The sequence below is a fragment of the Pseudarthrobacter sp. NPDC058119 genome, from assembly GCF_042884655.1.
Lineage (GTDB): Bacteria > Actinomycetota > Actinomycetes > Actinomycetales > Micrococcaceae > Arthrobacter.
The window spans coordinates 83,816-100,754 of the sequence record NZ_JBHVTN010000007.1; the positions used below are offsets into that span (position 1 = coordinate 83,816).

Below are 16,939 nucleotides of genomic sequence, written 5' to 3' on the forward strand. Positions count from 1 at the left end.
CGCTGCCGCTGGCTGGGCGAATGGCGTTGAGAGGGCGAGCGATCCGCTGAGGGCAACGGCCCCGCTTCCGGTCAGGAGGGCGCGCCGGGATACGGCGGGTGAATCTTGCATCGGATACCTTTCGGTGGGCAGCGTCGGTGCTGCCAGGGCGTTAATGGTGGGGCTGTGGGAACGTCAGTCTGCAGGCTGGGGTTCTGTCGCCAGTGCATGGCCGCCGCCGGCCCGTGGGCGGTAGAGGTGGCAGCGGACCCAGTGGCTGTTGAGGGGGTCGCCCACCTGGTGCCGGACGGGTTCTTCGGCTGAGCAGCGTTGACCGGGATCGTTTTCAAAGGCGCAGGCGGTGGAGGCCATGACGGCCTGCCGGAGCTGGGCGCGGTGAACGGGGTCGTAGGACCCGGCCCGGGCCGGGTCGGGGACGGCTGAGACGAGCAATTGGGTGTAGGGGTGGCCAGGGTTGGCCAGCAGGTCCAGTGATTCACCCTCTTCGACGATTTCGCCGGCGAACATGACGGCCGTCCGGTCCGCGAGGTACCGGGCGGAGGCGAGGTCGTGGGTGATGTAGAGCATGGAAATGCCCTGCTCGTCCCGCAGTTTCCGCATCAGGTTCAGCACGCCGATGCGGACCGATACGTCCAGCATGGATGTCGGTTCGTCGGCGAGGATGACGTTTGGCTCCACGGCAAGGGCCCGCGCGATGGCGACTCGTTGGCGTTGCCCGCCGGAGAGCTCGTGGGGGTAGGAGTCGAGCATGTCGGGCTGCAGACCGACGGTGGTCATGAGTTCTTCGAGGCGGAGCCTGGTCTGCTCTTCGGAACCGCGTTTGCCGGAGCCGCCTTTGCCGTGGATGGTGAGGGACCGGCGGAGGAAATGCTCGATCCGGTGGGCAGGATTCAGCGAGCCAAAGGGGTCCTGGAACACCATCTGCAGTTGGGACCGGAACGCCCGTGAGGCCTGGAACCGGTCGCGTTTGAGGACGTCGACGCCGTCGAGCAGGATGGCGCCTTCGCTCGGCTTTTCCAGGCGGGCGGCACAGCGGGCCAGGGTGCTTTTGCCTGAACCTGACTCCCCGACCAGTGCCACAATCTCTCCGCGTCCAATGGTCAGGTCGACACCGTGGAGCGCCCTGACCGTCTGGCCGGAGAAAAGGCCGCCGATGTGGAACGACTTGCCTAATCCGCGCACTTCAAGGGCCGGGGTCTGGCTCGAAACATCGGGCCGTGTCGGGGAGTGGACGGCGTGGCTCATTGTGCTGCTCCTTCTAAGACGGCGGCTTCGGCGTCGGAATCAAACGGGGCCACGAAGTGGCCGGGCGCAACTTCGGCGGGGTCCGGAATGTTCCGGAACTTCACGCCGTCGGGCAGGCCCGTAAGCGGAATCCGCGGCCCGGTGAGCGGCGGGAATGCGCCCATGAGGGCTTGGGTGTAGGGGTGCCCGGGCTTGGTGTAGATGTCGTGGGCTTTGGCGGTCTCCACGATCCGGCCGCCGTACATGACGGCCATGCGGTGGGAGAGTTCCACCATCAAGGACATGTCATGGGTGATGAACAGGACCGAAAAGCCCAGCTCGCGCTGCAGGTCCTTGATTTGGGCCATGATCTCCTGCTGCACCACCACGTCCAGCGCAGTGGTGGGCTCGTCCAAAATCAGCAGTGACGGCTTCAGTGCTACAGCCATGGCGATAACGGCCCGTTGCCGCATCCCGCCGGAAAGTTGATGCGGGTAGGACTTAAGGCGTGCTGGATCGATCCTGACAACTTCCAGCAGCTGCGCCGCGCGTCGCAGGGATTCTTTGCGCGAGTAGCCGGCATGGGTGGTGAAGATGTCTGCCATCTGTTCCCCGATGGTGAGCACCGGGTTCAGCGAGTTCATGGCGGACTGGAACACCATGGCGACGTCCTGCCAGCGGAAACGGCGCAGCTCGTCCTGGTTCATGGCCAGCACGTCCTTGCCGCCGAAGGAGATGCTGCCGGCGGCGATCTTCGCCGGGTCCTTGAGCAGCCGCATGATGGAGTTGGCGATGGTGGACTTTCCGCAACCGGATTCCCCGGCCAGCCCGAACACCTCGCCGGCGCCGATGCTGAACGATACGTTGTCCACGGCCGTAGTCGAGCGGGTGTCGCCGATGTACTGGACGGTGAGGTTCTTGACGTCGAGGACGGGTTCGTGGGAGCCGAAGGAGGTTTGGGAGACGGTCACTGTACCGCGCTCCTTTCGGTGGTGGCGGGCTTGCGGATCTTCCGCAGCCGGGGGTTGGTTACTTCGTCGACGGCGTAGTTGATGAGGGCCAGGGCGAAAGCCACCAGTGCGATGCACAGGCCGGAGGGGACGAAGACCCACCAGCTTCCGGTGAGCAGGGCGCCTTCATTTCCGGCCCAGAAAAGGTTGTTGCCCCAGGAGACGGTACTGACGTCACCCAGTCCAAGGAACTCGAGGCCGGCTTGGGCCCCGATGCCGTAGATGACGCAGGCTAGGAGTGTTCCCATCACAATCGATGCCATGTTCGGCAGGATTTCCCGGAACATGATGCGGCCGGCGCGTTCACCGGAGACGACGGCGGCGGCGACGAAGTCCTTGGAACGGATGGACAGGGCCTGTGCCCGGAGAACGCGCGCTGATCCTGCCCATCCTGTGACGGTGAGGACGAGAATGACCGTGCCCAGTCCTGGTGGCAGGAAGGCGGCCAGGATGACGAGCAGCGGCAGGCCGGGGAGGAGGAGGAAGACGTTGGTCAGCAGCGACAGTGCTTCGTCGATGAATTTGCCGAAATAGGCCGATGCCAGGCCAACGAGGATTCCGATGAAGGTGGATGCGAACCCGACGGTAAGCCCTACGAGCAGGGAACTTCGGGCGCCGTGGATGGTCAGGGCGAGCACGTCCTGGCCCTTGGCGGTGGTTCCGAGCCAGTGTTCGCTGTCTGGTTCCAGTGATGCCATCCCGGTGATCCGGGAGGGGTCGTCCGGGAACAGTACCGGTGCGGCCAGGGCCAGGACGATGAAGACGAGCATGATGGCCATGCCGGTCATGGCCTTCCTGCTGGTGAGAAGTCCGTGGATGAAACCGCGGTTGGTTTTGCGGGCAGCTTTTGCTTCAGTTGGCTGCTGGAGGATAACGCTGGTCATGGTCGGTCCCTTGGTTACGGGGTACGCACTGCTCAGTTGCTGCGCACGCGGGGGTCGAGGCGGACGTAGAGGACATCCACCAGGAAGTTCGCCAGCAGCACGGCGGCGGTGATGGTCAGGAACAGGCCCTGCATGAGCGGGTAGTCGAGGCCTTGCACGGCGTTGAGGAGCTGGTAGCCGACGCCCGGGTAGGCGAAGACGACCTCGGTGAGAAGGGCCCCGCCGACGACGAAGCCCAGGCCCATGCCGAAGCTGGTCACCGAGGGCAGCATCGCGTTCCGGGCGGCGTACCGGAGCATGATCCGTCCGGGGCGCAGGCCTTTGGCTTCGGCCATGGTGATGTAGTCCTCGGAGTTGGTGGCGATCATGGTGTTCCGCATGCCCAGCATCCAACCGCCAATCGAGACCAGCACGATGGTCAGCGCCGGGAGTACAAGGTGGGCGGCGGCATCATTGAGGAACTCCCAGGTGAAGCCGGGCTCCAGGCCATCGGTGAATGCGTGCCGGATGGGGAACCAGCCCAGCACGACGCCGAACAGGTACAGGGCGCCCATCGCGAGCCAGAAGTAGGGGAACGATCCGATGAAGACGAGCACGGGTGGCAGGGCCGAGTCGATGGCGCCGCCGCGGCGCCACGCTGCCAGGATGCCCAGCAGGTTGCCCACGACGGCGGCAATCACCAGGGCGGTTCCGCCGAGCAGGAGGGTCCAGCCGATTTGGGACGAAATGACTTCCGTGACGGGGGTGGGGAAGCGGGTAATCGATACCCCCATCTGTCCGGTGAGGATGTTCTGGAGGTAGCCGCCGTACTGTTCCCAGATGGGCCGGTTGTCCACGCCAAGCAGCTTGCGCAGGGCCTCAAGCTGTTCGGGCTGCATTCTGTCCTGGGTACGGGCGAACATGCGTGATACGGGGTCCCCGGGCATGAAGCGCGGGAGCAGGAAATTCAGGGTGATGGATGCCCAGAAGGCAAGCAGGTAGAAACCCAGTCGGCGCAGGATGAAGCGCACGGTTTCCCTCCAATTCGGGAGTGGTGAAGATTTGGGTACGCCCGACGGCCGGCTGATGGCATGGCCAGGCCGTCGGGCGTTGAGTGGCGGTGGGGACTACTTGCGCGGTTCGAGGCTTGTCAGCACCAGAACCGTGGTGGGTGCCCGGACGGAGAGGGTGGCGTAAGGGTTGTCCTGGGTGGGCCAGCCGGTAAAACGGGTGTCGTTGTACGCACCCCATTCCGGGCCGGAGAACAGCGGCACCAAGGGCGCGGCGTCGTTGTATTCTTCCTGCAGCCTGTTGGCAATGTCCTTTTGCTTGGACTGGTCCGTGGCGGTAGCGAACTCCGTCAGGAGGGCATCGGCTTTGGGGTCGCCGAAACGGTGGTAGTTGTCGAACGTCTTGGTGCCCACCGGCTTCACCGTTGAGGAGCCCATGGAGGTGTTGAAGTACTTGTACGGGCTGGGGTCGTTGGCGCTCCAGACGATGCCGGAATCAAAGCCACCGGTTTCGTACCCTGCCACGACGGCAGCCCAGTCCGGGGAGTCCACCTTCGCGGTCACGCCGACCTCTGCCAGGTTCTGGGAGATCACGTTGGCCACGGAGAGCCAGTCGGACGAGGTAGCACCCACGGAGATCTTGAACTCGAACGGTTTGCCGTCCTTGAGCGTGCGCTTGCCGTCGGGGCCCTTGGGGTAGCCTGCCTTGTCCAGCAGGTCGTTTGCCTGCTGGACGTCGTGCTTGGTCCACGTGCAGTTGTCCCTGACTTGGGTGTTCTTCCAGGTCTCGTAGTTGCCTGAGAGGCCGGTGCAGTCGGCCGGCTGGGCATAGCCGCTCATGCCGATCTTGGTGACCTGGTCCCGGTCCACGGCCATGCTCAGCGCCTTGCGGACATCAGCATCGTTGAAGGGCGCCTTGGTGGTGTTGAGCTGCCAGTTGATCATGGCACCGGTCGGAGGGAACCAGTAGTGCCGGTGGTCCTTATCCTTTGAGACGAAGGTCTTTTCGATGTTCGGGATGTACTGGGGCGCCCAGTCCACATCGCCGTTGGCGGCGGCAAGGTTGGCGCCGTCGTTCCCGGCGAACGCGAGCATCTTGATGCCGGCAATCTTCTGCTTGTCCGGCTGCCAGTAGTTGGGGTTCTTCTTCAGCACAAAGGATTGGGCTTGGAAGTTGTCCACCTCGGTGTAGGGTCCGGTGCCGACCGGTTTGGCGTTGGCGTCCTTTTCCGGATCAGCCAGGGCGGACCAGATGTGCTTGGGCAAGATGCTGAGCTGGCCGACGTCATACAGGGCGGGGGACCAGGGCTTGTTGAAGTTGAAGGTGACCTTGTTGCCTTGTGCCGTCACGCCGTCGAGATACTCGTAGCCTCCCTTCAGCTTCTTCTGAAGCTCGAAGGTGTAGGCGACGTCGTCGGCAACGAACGGCTGGCCGTCGGACCACTTCACACCATCACGCAAGGTGAAAGTGATGGACTTGCCGTCGTCCGAGGCTTTCCAGTCCGTGGCCAGCCACGGCACCGTATTCCCCTGGGCTGGGTTGAAGACCAGGAGGGACTCGTAAATGGACTGCTGGACCATGGGGTTGACGGTCGGCGCGAACGGGTTGAAGTTCTGCACGAACGTGCCCATGTCTTCACGGGGAATGGTGAGGAACGCGCTGGCGTTGGCTGCGGCGTCGGTGCCGCCGGACTTGTTGCCGGTGGCGGCGCAGCCGGTCAGCAGCATCGCGCCTACAGCCAGTCCGGCCGCTGCAATGCGGGCGGACTTAAGGAACCTGGTTTGTGTCATGATGGGGTTTATCTCTTCCTGTCTTCATCAGCAAGGTGAAGGGTGGGTGGGGATTTGCTCTTCGACGTTGATTTCGCGGTCAGACCGAAGAGCGTTCTAACAGCGGACAGTCGACCAACTGCTGGTTGGCAGTGATCGGCTGTCCGGCTGTAAGGGCGGCGAGCGTCTGGACTCCCAGAGCGCCCATCTTTTCGAACGGCAACGCAACAGTAGTCAGCTTGGGCCTCAGGTAGGCCGCGATGAGTTCCTGGTTGTCGAAGCCGATCACGGCGATGTCGCCGGGGATGGCCAGGCCACGTTCCTTGATGGCGTCGTAAGCGCCCATGGCCATGCGGTCATTGAGGCAAAACAGGGCCGTTGGCCTGTCCCCGGCCGGGTACCGGTCAAGGATTTGGCGGGCAGCATCGTACCCGCCGTCTGCCGTCGCATACCCTGCCGCCACCAGCTCCGGATCAAGTTCCAGGCCGGCGGCGGCCAGCGCGTCCCGGACCCCCTGCAGGCGCCCGACAGCTGCCGGGATCCGCGGGTCCAGGTTGATGACACCGATCCTGGTGTGGCCGGCCTGGAGGAGGCGTTCGACGGCGACCCGACCGCCCGCGCGTTCGTCAGGGACGATTGAGGGCAGCTTCCCGTCCAGGTCGAAGCAGTTGACGAGAACCGTAGGCACTTCGTGTGCGCTGCGGGGCACATGTACGCCGCGGTGGTGCGTTGCGGCGTACAGCAGGCCTTCCACCCGCTGCTCCAGCAGCTTCTCAACAGCAGCGTCCTCCATTCCCTGGTTGGTGCCGGCCTTGTCAGCCTGGTCTGACGGTGCGATCAGGAGGAACCGACGGTCAATCCAGGCCTGGTCCTGGGCACCTTTGATGATGTCCACGGCAAAGGGTGCTGTGACGATCTCAGTGACAATGCCGTACCAATCGCTGCGCTGGGATGCCAGTGCCCTCGCCCCGGCATTTGGACGGTAGCCCAATTTCTGAACCGCTTCAGCGATGCGGGTCCGGGTCTCCTCCGAGATGCTGGCGTCTTCGCGGTTGTTCAGCACGAATGAAACAGCCGTCCGGGATACTCCGGCATGCTTGGCTACGTCATTCATGGTGACGCCACGCTGCCGGAAGGTGCCGGCTTTGTGGGAGGAGGTGGTCTTCGCCATTGAATGCTCCAGGGGTCTTCATTGAGCTGGGGTTGCCAGTACTGATGCGGATGTCGAGTGGTGGTTCTGACTTGGGTAACTCGCGTTACTTCCTGGCTGTGATCTAAGTTACCCGCGTTACTCAAGGGTGTCAACACATTTCTGATGTAGCGGATGCGGGGTTTCGGCCCTTCGTCCGGACGCGCCGGCCGCACCCGGACGAGGTGCCGCTGGCGGATTCGGACATCCCCCGTCTTACCGCCGGGACGTCCGGCGGTTAGGGGCGGGTTTTGAAGGACTCGACCTTCGCCGGGTCTTTTTCGACGACTGGGCCGAGGATGTCATCGATCCTCAGGAGCAGTTCCGGATCGAGCTTGACTCCTGCGGCCCGGACGTTGTCGACAAGTTGCCCGGGCCGGGATGCGCCCACGATGGCTGCCGAGACGTTGGGGTTTTGCAGCACCCATGCGACCGCGAAGGCTGCCATTGACAGTCCGCTCTCATCGGCCAGGGGCTTCAGTTCCTGGACGCGGGTGAGGATGTCCTCGTTGAGAAATCTGTGGTCATTCTTCAGCTCGCCGTTGTCGCCTTGGAAGCGGGAGCCTTGTGGGGCAGCCTCGCCGGAGGTGTACTTGCCGGTGAGGACTCCCTGGGCGAGCGGGGACCAGCAGATCTGGCTAATGCCCAGTTCTTCGCTCAGGGGAACGATCTCCTGTTCGATGACGCGCCACAGCATGGAATACTGCGGCTGGTTGGAGATGAGCTGGACGCCCAGGTCCTTGGCCAAGGCTGCGCCGGCTCGTATCTCGTCCGTCGTCCACTCTGACACCCCTATATAGTGTGCCTTCCCCGCCCGGACAATATCGGCAAAGGCCTGCATGGTCTCTTCCAGCGGGGTCTCGTAGTCGTACCTGTGCGCCTGGTACAGGTCGACGTAGTCAGTCTGCAGCCGGCGCAGCGATGCGTCGATGGACTCCATGACGTGCTTGCGGGACAGGCCACGGTCGTTCCGGCCATCCCCGGTGGGGAAGTACGCCTTGGTAAAGATCTCCACGCTCTCACGGCGTGTTCCTTTGAGCGCCTCACCCAGGGCTTCCTCGGCGCGGGTACTGGCATAGGCGTCGGCAGTGTCGAAGGTGGTGATGCCTAGTTCCAGTGCCTGCTTGACGCATTGCGTCGCCGCGGCCTGGTCGATCTGCTCACCGTGGGTGACCCAGTTTCCGTAGGCGATTTCGCTGATGTACATGCCGGAGGATCCCAGTTTGCGGTATTCCATTAGGCGTCGTCCTTTCCGAAGTTGGTGAGTTGGAGCACGGCGTCGGCTGTGCCGCCGGTGGAGTAGCGGGCAAAAGAGGTTTGACCGGGCTCGGGGAAGATCAATTCGGTCACGGCGACGAGCCCATCGTTCGCGAACACTTCCACCGAGCACTGGTCGATGAAGATCTGCAGGGTGTAGTTGCCATCCTCGCCGGCCGCAATCGGGGCGTGGCTGGTGGAGGGGAAGGTTTCGTGGAAGCCTGGGCCTGTAGGTCTCAGCAGTGGTGGTAACGCTGTTCATTGTTCTCTTTTCATGGCCATGCGTGAGGTTCGGAGGCCTGCGGAGGGGGGCGTGCGCGGACGCTTGGCTCGACCTGAAGAGGGAATCTGGGTTGTGTCATGATGGATTGCCTGTTCCTGTCTTCATCAGCAAGGTGAAGGGTGGGTCGGGTTTCGCTCTTCGACGTTGATTTCGCGGTCAGACCGAAGGGTGTTCAGTAGCGGACAGCCGGTCAATTGCCAGTGGCAGTGGTCGGCTGTCCTGCTGTTACGGGTGGGCCGCCTGCTCCTTCAGCCCCTGAATGGACGAGGGCCGCCGGAAGTCCCGACGCGTCGGGAGGTGCCTGGGGGAGCTGAAGCAAGGCGCTAAGCATTTCGAGTAACTCGCGTTACTTGCACTGTGTGATCTAAGTTACCCGCGTTAGCCACCCAGTGTCAAAGACTTTTCACTGCTCCTCCGGGAGATCCCACTCGCTCAGTAAGCTTTCCCGGGCAAGGGCGTAGCGGCCGGTCTTGAAGTAGTTTCCGTGGGTGGCCACAAGCGCCTGGTAAGAGTCGGGCTCTATCTCGAGGGCGAGGCCGTCCAGAGCGTTCGCGTCCTGGGTGTCGTGCGGATACGAGTAGACGGGGAAGCCGAGATAGTCCGTCCTTCGCCAGATGTTCAGCCATACTTCCGGACCGGCTGCCCCACCGCCCAGGAGGCCCGCAAGGTGGCCCTCGGACGGGACGGGCGGCGTGGGGAGGGAGCGCCCTCGCCATGGATCGCTCCCGAAAAATCGTGGTCCCTGTATACCCGGGGTTCCAAGGACGGCCGGTCCCCACAGGTCGGGGAAGAACCTGCCGAAGTATGGGCGCAGTTGAACACCGAAGGTAAGCAGTCTGATCCTCGACAAAAGATCGCTGGCACTGTTCTTGGCCGTGGCCCCGTCAGCATCCGTTCCCCTAGGCCCGGCCTCAAGATCCCTGTGTTGGGCCATGGCGGCCAGGTGGTAGATCGCGGCGATGCCCAGGACGGCCCCCAGGCTGTGTGTAGCCAAAAGGATGCGGCGCGAGGGCTGCACTTGATCGAGCACCGCGGGATCGTCCACCTTCTTCTGGTCGGTGAGCCACTGGAGCATCCGGTTGGCAAGTTCGGGAACCACGCGCTCGGAGTAGCACGCGGGGCCAAAAGGGTGGCCGGCCCGTGGCAGCCAGGCCACCAGGTCCCAAAGCAGCCCCAGCGGCCTGCCTGTTCCCACGACGGCGCTCGAAATCGCGACCCCTACTATCAACACGCCTGCGGCTGTCAGGGCGCTGGTGGCCACCCCGGTGCCGGCCGGGGAGACTGCGTTCCAGAACCAAAGGTGCCGGAGCCACTCGTGGCCGGTGCCGTTCTCGTGGAGGATGGTCAACGCAAGGACCAGGAGGACGCCTGCCAGGGTGGCTCCAGCTGCCAGCCCGACAATGCGCTCGCCGCGTTGCAGCAGGGCGCTTCTGCGGCGGACGGCCATGATTTCTGACGTGTAGGGCAGTTCGCTGTCGTCGATCGAAGGATTGGTGATTCCTTCACCGATCCAGAGGCTGCCCAGCATGAGCGCGCCCAGGATGACGACGGCGGCAAGGACCAGGAGGACCATGACTCCACCCGCTGCCCAATAAAGGAAGGGGATCGAGACGGCGGACGCGTCGTCCCTGAGCAGGGTGCGGAAGAGCGGATGGGTGCTGTCCTGTTGCCAAAGGAGGCCGCCGGCCTGCAGCCAGTTGCCGGCGCCGACGACGATGGCGCTCGAGTAGCACGCCGCGAGCAGAAGGCTGAGGTACATCATCACGGCGGGGGCCAGGCCATGCCATGCTTCTGCCTGCCGACCGAGTGGCCGCACGGGTGCCCTGTCCCGCTGGTTCATCAGGGATGCCGCTACAGCCAGCAGGCAGGCCGCGCATAGTACGAAGGCGGTGCTCACGGACATTGGTGCAGAATTCCACCGGCCAATAATGATGAGGATGCCAATGAGGGCAACACACCACAACAGTGTTCCCCAGACGACGGCGGCACTTGGGCCCAGGCGCATGAGGGATCCGGACGTCGCGAGTATCGCCAGGAGGGCAACCAGCACTGTGGGCACCAGTTGGGCCACCGTGAACGGAGCTGCTTGCCCGGCAGTAGTGGCGCGGCAAACCACTACCACCGTGTACAGGTAGACGGCCAAGCTTAGAAGGAGGAGGATAACGGCCCAGGCCATGCGGGAAAACCCGGCTCCGAAGGGTGCACGGACGCTCTCCGATCCCCAATACATGACGGAGCCGGCTACCACGGCAAGGAGCAGGCACGACACCGCTACTAAAGCCGTGGCAACAATGGCGTCGTCCTTCGTAGCTTCCCTGAAATCGGCGGCGAGAAGGAAAGCCACGAGCAACACGCTGGCGGCGATGTGTGCCACTCCTGTCGGCGAGTTGACCCGCCGGATCCACAACCGTGGTGCGGCGAGGACCGGAGTGCGCCGCAGCCTGTTTTCCATTGTGCGGCGTTCCCGCTTCTTTGGGACGGGGGAATGTCCCTGGACGCGTTTTTGATCCGTGAACCGGGTACGAAAACGGACATCACTGGACAGGCTGATAGCGGCCAGGAGTGCCACTGCGATGATCGGATAGGTTGACACTGCTGCGAGCCGTTGGCCCCGCGTCAAGCTTCTAAGGCCATCGAACCAGTGCGGCAATGCATCGCACATCTGCAGGTGCCCGTCCGAGGTGACGCGAAAGCACTGAACGGCGATGAAGTCCATGGCGGTCGTGGCGACGGCAGTCGCCAGCAAGAGCGTCAGCAGCAGGCTGAACAGACGAACCAGTGCCGCTCCTGTGCCGGGGTCGACTCCGTCACCGCGTCTATCGTCGGCTTTGAGAACACGTGCCCAGTAGGCGGCATTGGCGAAACCGAAGGGGGCAATCAAGAACCATCCAACGTTATAGAGTGCCCGGACGCTCTTGCCCACAAAACCGTTCGGCGCGAAGCGGTCCAGCTTGCCCCAACTGTATGCCTCCATCTGTGTTCCCGAATCCGGCGACGAGGATGCATCTGCGCGGGACTGCCTTACCTTGTAAAAGCCGGCCAACTTGTCAACGAGCCTGATGCCGTCATGGTCTGCCGGTTCAACGTCTGCCGGGTCGACTCCCAACATCTCGTATGGCGGGGTGTTCCGGACTCCGTGGACGCGAAGCTCGAGAATTTCCAATGCTGAGGCCATGGACTCTCCTTGGCTGCTTCCCCGGCTCGTGCGGCAGCTCAGCCGACGCTGGTCGATGAACGGGTGAGGGCGTCGTCTATGAAGGCGACTTTGGCTATGTATTGCTGATAGAGCCGGACGGCGTCTTCGGGATGCAGATGGCCGAAAGCCAACGCACCCGCGAGACCCTCCAATTCCGCACTGCAGGCCTCGGCGGCACTGACACGGGAGGCGAGTTCATGGGAGTTGGACAGACCCGTCGACACGGCCGCGGTCAGGGAACAAAGGACGGCGACCAGGCAGAGGATGCGCCATACTGTCGAGTCGTCGTCCAGGGACAGCAGAGCCTGGACGCCCTCTGTGAACTTAGTACCACCTGCGGCGGGCCCGACTGTCAGCGCTGCGGCCAGGGCGCTCCCTATGACACTCATGTTGATCAGCCTGTTCCTGCGGGGCCGCGCGCTTCGCAGGAAGGTCCTGATATTCGCCCGGCGCTGCTCAATGAGTTCGGAAAGCTGCTGACGGGTTGCTGGGTCTTCCTTCATGTCAGCGGGCGCGGACTTTGACCGCGTCCCATGCGGATGCAACGGCGCCTGCTTCGGTACTTGCTGTCCCGTAGCGCGTTCGCGCGGACCGGAGGGTGAGGCCAGCGAACGAACTGAAGGTTGCATTGGGTTTTAGTCTGGGATCAGCGAGCGTGTCATACCAGATCTGTCCGGGTGCTTCCCATGCGTTGCCTCCGATCCCGGTGGCCACGAGATAAAACGCATGGTTCGGGATTCCGGAGTTGGTGTGGACGCCGCCATTGTCGGTGGACGTCCGGACGTAGCCGTCCATCGTGGCAGGCTGGTGGTCGTACTGGTTGGCGGTACCGGGCGCCTTCATGGAGCGGAGCGCAGGGGACAGTAGCGGTCCGACGATGTCGGCGCCGATCAGCCAATCCGCTTGCTGTGCGGATTGGCCGAGGTGGTACTGCTTGACCAGGACGCCGAAAACATCCGAGCACGATTCGTTCAAAGCGCCCGACTGGCCGGAGTAGGTCAGGTTTGCTTCGTGCTGGGTCACGCCGTGGGTGAGTTCGTGCCCGACGACGTCGGTGCCTTTGGTGGTGTCGGTAAGCGTCTTGCCGTCGCCGTCGCCGAAATACATGTGGCCGGCTCCGTCGTAAAAGGCGTTGTCGTAGTCTGTACCGAAGTGAACCAGTCCCTCCAGCGGCATGCCCTGGTCATCGATCGAGTCCCGGTGGAAGATGTCCCAGTAAAGGGCGTAAGTGTAACCGAAGTTGTCATAGGCCTGGTTCACGGATTGGTCGGCGCCCGGTGGGTCTCCTTCGGAGCGCACAACCCTCCCCGGAACCTGCTCACTGGAATGCGCCTGGTCGTAAATTCGGCGGTTGGGGGAACCACCTGCCGTCGTGCGCCCAAGAACTGTGGGGTGCTGGAGGGTGCGGGCGGCGATCTCGGCCCTGAAGACCCGAAGTCCTTGATCGATGGCCAGCGTCGACAATAGGGAGTCCCTGTGGGCATCGTCCGCGCCGCGGGCCAGTTCGATCAATAGGTCCGGTGGAAGGATGCAGGCAAGGGAGTGGCGGCTCGCGGCACGTTCCAATCCATGCGGCGTGCGTGCGGACATGATGATCTCCTTACGGTCGGTTTCTTGGCGCCGGCGGCCCCCGGATCCGGCCCCTGGAGGGGAGGATCAGCTGGCCTACGGCGTGATGGATGAGAACACGGCGTCGGTCCGGTTTGATGTATTCGCGTCATTGGCCCGTATGGACAGCGACGCAAATGATGAGCCCGCGGGTGCCAGCCCGGCGTAGTCGCCAATGAAGAACCCGCGCGCGGAGGGTGCCGTCATCATGTCGGACGGGCCGTGCACGTGCGTCTCGCCGCCAAGCGCAAGAGTGCCCACTGCGGAGGACCTGAACCAGTAGTCCGTCGGAAGGCTGGTTGTGTTTCCCGCGGTGAGGTTGCGGAAGTCATAATATGCAATTCCGACTTTGCCGCCGGCGACGCGGACGCTTGGGGTGAAGGCGGGGACGCCCTGTGGAGAGTTGGCTTGTGTGGGATCGCTCCAGGTGCCGCCGCCGTCGGTCGACGTTGAGATTGCGACTTCGTCGTAGTGGCCGCCGTTGAAACGGGAGTCCTGCCACACGACATAGAGTTGGCCGGTGGCCGGGTCGACAGCGGGCTCTGGGATGATGTCCCCGGTCCGAACGGCCGCGCCGGTGTTGGGGTCGGAAACACCAGCAGTGTTGAGCTTTGCGATGACTTTCGGTGCCGTCCAGTTCGCGCCAGCATCTACGGACTTGGTGAATGCCACGTTGAGCCCGTGCAGCTGGTCCACACCGTTAGGGCCCGTGCCCAGGATGAGGTCAAAGAAGTTGTAAAGCGTTCCGCCCGGCCCAACAACTATCTGGTTGCCGATGGTCTGCTGCTTGTTGGTCGTGGGGACGATGACCTTCGGGGTACTCCATGTGACGCCTGAGTCCGTCGTTTTGGAGAACAAGGTGGGTCCTGTGAATGCGGACGCATGGGCCGAACTTCGCGGGTTTTCGTTCGGTGAAACGAGCCGGTCCCACACCGCGTAGGCGGTACCCGCAACCAAGGGGTCAGCAGTGACGGACTCTTTGTCATTGAAGAACTGGGGCGAACCGAGGTCCTCAATCAAGGTCTTCGGGGCATTCCACGTTGCTCCGCCATTAATGGACGTCGAAGCGAGAACCGCGTTGTCGTAACCGACCCCCTGAAAAGAGATGGATACCGAGTACGCCGTACCATCTGGCCCTATCGAGACCCAAGGATCCGACGCCCGGTCGTAGCGGGAAGGGCCGCCCGGGGCACACGCGGAGAACGGTTGGGCGGTCTCTTTCCAGGTGGTTCCCCCGTTCGTCGAGTAGCCGGCCACCAGCCCGCGGGCGCCGCCGTCAGACCACCGGTCCTGCTGCCACACGCCGATAACCTTATTGGGGTGGGCAGGATCGACAGATACCCAAGGCTCCACCTCGGCGTTCCGGTAGTTCACGGCGCCGGGGGCCAAGCCTAACCCGCAGGCTGAGAATGGACTGGCCCCACTCGCCACGGACAGTGGGCTGATTGTCGTAGCAGAGGCGCCGGACATGTTGAGCATGAGGGCGGCCGGAAGCATAGCGAACAGCGCGGCCCGGCGTAAGCGTTTGGCGAACCTGTTCTCTTTTGCATCCATCGTCTTCCCCGTTCCGGGGCTCGTTATAAGACTGCAGCTGCGGTGGGTCCCTCAAAAGGACCATCGGGGGCATTATTCCTACTGCGGGAACATTAATCCGCGAGAGCTTTTCTGGCCAGTGACCTTTGGCCCTGTTCAGAACCGAATCGACCCATTGCCCGATACTGAAACCAGGGACCTTTGCCCGGAAAGCCAGCCGTCGGGGAAGCAGACGTATAGCCGGCCGAAACTGGGTTAGCGCCAGCCGAGCTGTGGGGCCACCTCCTTTAGGATCGACTCGATGACGTGGGCGTTGTAGTCCACACCAAGCTGGTTGGGGACGGTCAGCAGCAGGGTGTCGGCCGCAGCGATTGCCTCGTCTTTGGCCAACATGGCAGCGAGCTCGTCAGGGGCGCCAGCGTAGGAGCGGCCAAAGATCGCCCTGGTTTTCTCGTCAATATTCCCGATCTGGTCGGAGCTCCGGCGGTCACGGCCAAAGTAGCGCCAGTCGAGGTCGTTCGTCAGGGCGAAGATGCTGCGGCTGACCGAGACGCGCGGTTCCCGCTTGTGCCCGGCCTCCTTCCAGGCCTGCCGGTAGAGTTCAATTTGCTCGGCCTGCTGAACGTGGAAGGGCTTGCCGCTCTCGTCGTCCTTGAGCGTGGAACTCTGCAGGTTCATACCGAGCTTCGCTGCCCAGACCGCCGTGGCGTTCGAGCCGGAACCCCACCAAATACGGTCCCGAAGTCCCTCCGAATGCGGCTCAATGCGCAGCAGCCCCGGAGGATTGGGGAACATCGGACGGGGACTTGGCGCCGCGAAGCCCTGCCCCGTGAGCACCTCAAGCAGGCGCTCAGTATGCCTCCGGCCCATGTCCGCATCAGATTCCCCCTCGTCCGGGGCGTAACCGAAGTAGCGCCACCCATCGACAACCTGTTCGGGTGAACCCCGGCTGATTCCGAGCTGCAGCCGCCTGCCCGAGATCAGGTCAGCCGAGCCTGCGTCCTCCGCCATATAGAGCGGATTCTCGTAACGCATGTCAATCACACCGGTGCCGATCTCAATGCGGTTTGTGCGCGCCCCGATCGCGGCCAGCAGCGGAAACGGGGAGGCATACTGTTGCGCGAAGTGGTGGACGCGGAAGTAGGCGCCGTCGGCTCCCAATTCCTCTGCCGCGACGGCCAGGTCGATAGCCTGCAATAAAGCGTCCGATGCGCTGCGTGTGCCGGACTCCGGGTGGTCGGTCCAATGGCCAAAAGACAAGAATCCGATACTCTTCACACCCAAAGCCAACATCGTGGTTCACGTTCCTATTCCGCCGGCCCAGGCAACCACGCAGAGCTTGGTTCAGCCGGTTATGCGTACTCCACCGACCGCGCCCGTCCACGGTGTATCTGCTGGCCCCGGCAAGGACAGATGCGCGGACACGTAGCCTTCCTGGAACGTGATCACCTGCGACGTTACCCCCGGGCAGTCCACAGTGAACTCGACGGGCCAGAGGGTGACCTTGGGATTCTCCTGCCGGACGAAGATTTTGGCGTTGGACCCGCCAACGCAGGCTGCCGTCACTGTGTATCGGCCGGCCGCGGGCACCTGCTCGATTGTGCCAAAACCCCGGGCAGGGCCGTCAAGTGGCCCTTCCTGAAAGAGAAGTACCGGCCCCGGCACGGACTTAAGGAGTCCGTCCAGCTCCTGGTAGTTCCTGCCCTCCCGCTCAAGGACCACCGGGTCCGGCGTTGGCGTGGCGGTCTCCGTTTCCCCGGAGGGTCCGGGTACGGGGGTAACGCCGGCTTCGGCCGATGTCCTGTTGGCCGGGTCCGGGTAGTCATAGGCACATCCCGCCGCGGCTGCCAGTGGGACCAGCAAACACAGGGACGGAACCAGTCGGTGCCGGACGGCGTTCATGGCCACAAAACAATAGTGGTCATGGCCGCCGTGTCAGGCAACCAGGCCGGACTGGAACCGGCCTGTCCGATAACTGCTACTTGACTACGAATTA

The 16,939-nt window shown here is 63.3% G+C and carries 14 protein-coding genes; all 14 read right to left on the minus strand.

All coding sequences use genetic code 11. The features are described 5' to 3' along the window. Positions 1 to 174: 174 nt before the first annotated feature. On the minus strand, positions 175 to 1,245 hold the full coding sequence (locus ACFVTD_RS15375; protein WP_387564546.1) for an ATP-binding cassette domain-containing protein: 1,071 nt from the start codon (positions 1,243 to 1,245) through the stop codon (positions 175 to 177). Continuing rightward, a complete protein-coding gene (locus tag ACFVTD_RS15380) occupies positions 1,242 to 2,195 on the minus strand; it encodes an ABC transporter ATP-binding protein (RefSeq protein ID WP_387564548.1) in 954 nt (317 codons plus the stop codon). Before ACFVTD_RS15380 ends, ACFVTD_RS15375 begins: the two co-directional genes overlap by 4 nt. Continuing rightward, complete coding sequence (locus ACFVTD_RS15385) at positions 2,192 to 3,118, minus strand: ABC transporter permease (RefSeq protein WP_387564550.1); 927 nt, start codon at positions 3,116 to 3,118, stop codon at positions 2,192 to 2,194. Before ACFVTD_RS15385 ends, ACFVTD_RS15380 begins: the two co-directional genes overlap by 4 nt. A 32-nt stretch (positions 3,119 to 3,150) precedes the next feature. Then, entirely contained in the window at positions 3,151 to 4,128 is a 978-nt protein-coding gene (locus tag ACFVTD_RS15390) for an ABC transporter permease (protein ID WP_387564552.1), read from the minus strand. 96 nt (positions 4,129 to 4,224) lie between these two features. Next, positions 4,225 to 5,898, minus strand: a complete 1,674-nt coding sequence (locus ACFVTD_RS15395; protein ID WP_387564554.1) for an ABC transporter substrate-binding protein — start codon at positions 5,896 to 5,898, stop codon at positions 4,225 to 4,227. Between the two features lie 79 nt (positions 5,899 to 5,977). Further along, positions 5,978 to 7,048: a LacI family DNA-binding transcriptional regulator gene (locus tag ACFVTD_RS15400; protein WP_387564556.1), complete on the minus strand. Its 1,071-nt coding sequence runs from the start codon at positions 7,046 to 7,048 to the stop codon at positions 5,978 to 5,980. A gap of 256 nt (positions 7,049 to 7,304) precedes the next feature. Beyond that, positions 7,305 to 8,303 (minus strand): aldo/keto reductase family protein, encoded by a 999-nt coding sequence (locus ACFVTD_RS15405; RefSeq protein ID WP_387564558.1) that lies wholly within the window; start codon positions 8,301 to 8,303, stop codon positions 7,305 to 7,307. Continuing rightward, complete coding sequence (locus tag ACFVTD_RS15410; protein WP_387564906.1) at positions 8,303 to 8,566, minus strand: GH32 C-terminal domain-containing protein; 264 nt, start codon at positions 8,564 to 8,566, stop codon at positions 8,303 to 8,305. The genes ACFVTD_RS15405 and ACFVTD_RS15410 overlap by 1 nt, the downstream gene beginning before the upstream one ends. A 443-nt stretch (positions 8,567 to 9,009) precedes the next feature. Continuing rightward, the gene (locus ACFVTD_RS15415) at positions 9,010 to 11,781 is read right to left on the minus strand and encodes a hypothetical protein (RefSeq protein WP_387564560.1); all 2,772 of its coding nucleotides are present in this window, start codon (positions 11,779 to 11,781) and stop codon (positions 9,010 to 9,012) included. Between the two features lie 38 nt (positions 11,782 to 11,819). Continuing rightward, a complete protein-coding gene (locus ACFVTD_RS15420) occupies positions 11,820 to 12,191 on the minus strand; it encodes a hypothetical protein (RefSeq protein WP_387564562.1) in 372 nt (123 codons plus the stop codon). Between the two features lie 115 nt (positions 12,192 to 12,306). After that, positions 12,307 to 13,392, minus strand: coding sequence for a M4 family metallopeptidase (locus ACFVTD_RS15425; RefSeq protein WP_387564564.1), 1,086 nt, complete (start codon positions 13,390 to 13,392; stop codon positions 12,307 to 12,309). A 75-nt stretch (positions 13,393 to 13,467) separates the two neighbouring features. Beyond that, positions 13,468 to 14,784, minus strand: coding sequence for a sialidase family protein (locus ACFVTD_RS15430; RefSeq protein WP_387564566.1), 1,317 nt, complete (start codon positions 14,782 to 14,784; stop codon positions 13,468 to 13,470). Between the two features lie 414 nt (positions 14,785 to 15,198). After that, the gene (locus ACFVTD_RS15435; RefSeq protein WP_387564568.1) at positions 15,199 to 16,221 is read right to left on the minus strand and encodes an LLM class flavin-dependent oxidoreductase; all 1,023 of its coding nucleotides are present in this window, start codon (positions 16,219 to 16,221) and stop codon (positions 15,199 to 15,201) included. A 66-nt stretch (positions 16,222 to 16,287) separates the two neighbouring features. After that, entirely contained in the window at positions 16,288 to 16,845 is a 558-nt protein-coding gene (locus ACFVTD_RS15440; RefSeq protein WP_387564908.1) for a hypothetical protein, read from the minus strand. Between the last annotated feature and the right edge of the window lie 94 nt (positions 16,846 to 16,939).

Excerpts from the sequence above, each read along its gene's own strand:
- ACFVTD_RS15375 (WP_387564546.1), bottom strand. The coding sequence starts at position 1,245 with ATGAGCCACGCCGTCCACTCCCCGACACGGCCCGATGTTTCGAGCCAG.
- ACFVTD_RS15420 (WP_387564562.1), bottom strand. The coding sequence starts at position 12,191 with ATGAGTGTCATAGGGAGCGCCCTGGCCGCAGCGCTGACAGTCGGGCCC.
- ACFVTD_RS15385 (WP_387564550.1), bottom strand. The coding sequence starts at position 3,118 with ATGACCAGCGTTATCCTCCAGCAGCCAACTGAAGCAAAAGCTGCCCGC.
- ACFVTD_RS15415 (WP_387564560.1), bottom strand. The coding sequence starts at position 11,781 with ATGGCCTCAGCATTGGAAATTCTCGAGCTTCGCGTCCACGGAGTCCGG.
- ACFVTD_RS15405 (WP_387564558.1), bottom strand. The coding sequence starts at position 8,303 with ATGGAATACCGCAAACTGGGATCCTCCGGCATGTACATCAGCGAAATC.
- ACFVTD_RS15395 (WP_387564554.1), bottom strand. The coding sequence starts at position 5,898 with ATGACACAAACCAGGTTCCTTAAGTCCGCCCGCATTGCAGCGGCCGGA.
- ACFVTD_RS15425 (WP_387564564.1), bottom strand. The coding sequence starts at position 13,392 with ATGTCCGCACGCACGCCGCATGGATTGGAACGTGCCGCGAGCCGCCAC.
- ACFVTD_RS15440 (WP_387564908.1), bottom strand. The coding sequence starts at position 16,845 with ATGAACGCCGTCCGGCACCGACTGGTTCCGTCCCTGTGTTTGCTGGTC.
- ACFVTD_RS15400 (WP_387564556.1), bottom strand. The coding sequence starts at position 7,048 with ATGGCGAAGACCACCTCCTCCCACAAAGCCGGCACCTTCCGGCAGCGT.